General features: G+C 58.9%; 2 protein-coding genes. Both read right to left on the bottom strand.

Translation table 11 applies throughout. The features are described from left to right. Nucleotides 1-928 precede the first annotated feature (928 nt). Nucleotides 929-1420, bottom strand: coding sequence for a peptidylprolyl isomerase (locus Q0349_RS07330; RefSeq protein WP_298080217.1), 492 nt, complete (start codon nt 1418-1420; stop codon nt 929-931). Continuing rightward, nucleotides 1417-1986: a peptidylprolyl isomerase gene (locus Q0349_RS07325; protein ID WP_366916291.1), complete on the bottom strand. Its 570-nt coding sequence runs from the start codon at nt 1984-1986 to the stop codon at nt 1417-1419. Before Q0349_RS07325 ends, Q0349_RS07330 begins: the two co-directional genes overlap by 4 nt. Between the last annotated feature and the right edge of the window lie 8 nt (nt 1987-1994).

Below are 1994 nucleotides of genomic sequence, written 5' to 3'. Positions count from 1 at the left end.
TTTTCTATATCAATTACGGATTTGTTTGAGGCAGCATACATTTTAGGACACCACCGCCCTTGAAAGTCGCTCCTCACGCGGGAGCGCGAGTTGAAACCGCAGTCCTGCCAGCGCTGGCCGTCTCCGGCGCAGTCGCTCCCCTCGCGGGAGCGCGAATTGAAACTCTACCAACACACACACACTACAAAAGTCGCTCCCCTCGCGGGAGCGCGAATTGAAACTCTACCAACACACACACTACAAAAGTCGCTCCCCACGCGGGAGCGCGAATTGAAACTGCAACATTCGGCAACATTTTCAAACCGCCGATTGTCGCTCCCCACGCGGGAGCGCGAATTGAAACACCATTTACCAAACCCGTAACGCCCGCATCGCTGGTCGCTCCCCACGCGGGAGCGCGAATTGAAACTTGTAAAACTGTGCCTCGTCCATGACAGCCAGCCCGTCGCTCCCCACGCGGGAGCGCGAATTGAAACAAGGGCGGCGATGTTGTTGATGTTGTTGGTGTTGGTCGCTCCCCACGCGGGAGCACGACAAGTCGCTTCGTGGCCATCCCGCCTTTGGACTTGCCGATGGCCTGATTTTGGGTTCCCATTTTGTGCCCTGCCCGTGGTGGTGAACCTTTCGCACCACGGGCTACCGGTGTGGACGATCCACAAGACTATAGCCATCCACTGAAAGTTTCAGACAAGGCGCGTCGCCGAAGACAGTACGCTTTTGTACGGCGAGGCGACGCAACACCGTATGAGGCTTTCGGTGGATGGCTATACTTCGGGAAAGAGGCGGTTATCAGCTGTCCTTGCCGCGCCATAACGGCGCCCTTTGCCCATTGGCATCAAATCAGGTCTGTCAACGGCCCTGGTGATGGTCCACTTCCACCTGCCCCTGTAAAAAGCCCCTGTCGGCGGTGGCTGACAGGGGCGATGTTTTACAGAATTTCCGTCTTCTCGATAATCACGTCTTCCGTGGGCACGTCGCGGTGCATCCCGTTGCGCCCGGTTTTGACTGCGGCGATTTTGTCAATCACGTCCAGCCCGGCGACGACCTTGCCGAAGACGGCGTAGCCCCAGCCCGCTTGGGTTTTACTGGTGTGGTTGAGGTAGCCGTTATCGACGAGGTTGATGAAAAACTGCGACGAGGCGCTGTGCGGGTCGCTGGTGCGCGCCATCGACAGCGTGCCGCGCAGGTTTTTCAGGCCGTTGTCGGCTTCGTTTGCAATCGGCTCGCGTGTGTCTTTTTCGACCATGCCCGGCTCCATGCCGCCGCCCTGGATAACGAATCCGGGGATGACGCGGTGGAAGATGGTGCCGTTATAGAAGCCGTCTTCCGCGTATTGCTGGAAGTTTTTCGCGGTGATGGGCGCTTTGTCGAAGTCGAGTTCGATGTCGATGACGCCGTGGTTGGTGGTGAAGCGGATCATTTGGCTTTTTCCTCTTTGGGTTCGGGCAGGATTTCTACGGTCTGGATGGTGACGGTTTTTTCCGGCACGTCTGCATAGGGCGGGCGGGCGCCGGTTTTGACCTTGGCGATGGCGTCCACAGTGCTCATGCCGCTCACCACTTTGCCGAAAACGGCGTATCCGTAAGGGTCGGCACCGCCAGGATTGAGCGCGTCGTTATCGACCAGGTTGATGAAGAATTGTGCGGTGGCCGAATGCGGGTTGCTGGTGCGCGCCATCGCAATGGTGCCGCGCGCGTTTTTCAGGCCGTTGTGCGCTTCGTTGGCAATCGGCTCGCGCGTCGGCTTTTCTTTCATGTCGGCGGTGTGGCCGCCGCCCTGGATCATGAAGCCGGGGATGACGCGGTGGAAGATGGTGTCGTTATAGAAGCCGTCTTCGGCGTAGCGGCGGAAGTTGGCGACCGTCGCCGGAGCGCGGTCTTCGTCCAGCTCGACGGTGATGTCGCCCATCGAGGTGTGGATGATGGCAGTCGGCGTGGCAAGCGCGCTGCCGCCGAGCAAGGCGAGGGAGAAAAGCAGGTTTTTCATGGCATTTC

Origin of the sequence: uncultured Cardiobacterium sp. (assembly GCF_938028185.1) — a bacterium.
Lineage (GTDB): Bacteria > Pseudomonadota > Gammaproteobacteria > Cardiobacteriales > Cardiobacteriaceae > Cardiobacterium.
The sequence above is the reverse complement of the archived record's forward strand: the minus strand, read 5'-3'. Positions and strand labels throughout refer to the sequence as shown.

What these genes read in the sequence shown, in the direction of transcription:
- Q0349_RS07330 (WP_298080217.1), bottom strand. Translation starts at nt 1,420, where the DNA reads ATGATCCGCTTCACCACCAACCACGGCGTCATCGACATCGAACTCGAC.
- Q0349_RS07325 (WP_366916291.1), bottom strand. Translation starts at nt 1,986, where the DNA reads ATGAAAAACCTGCTTTTCTCCCTCGCCTTGCTCGGCGGCAGCGCGCTT.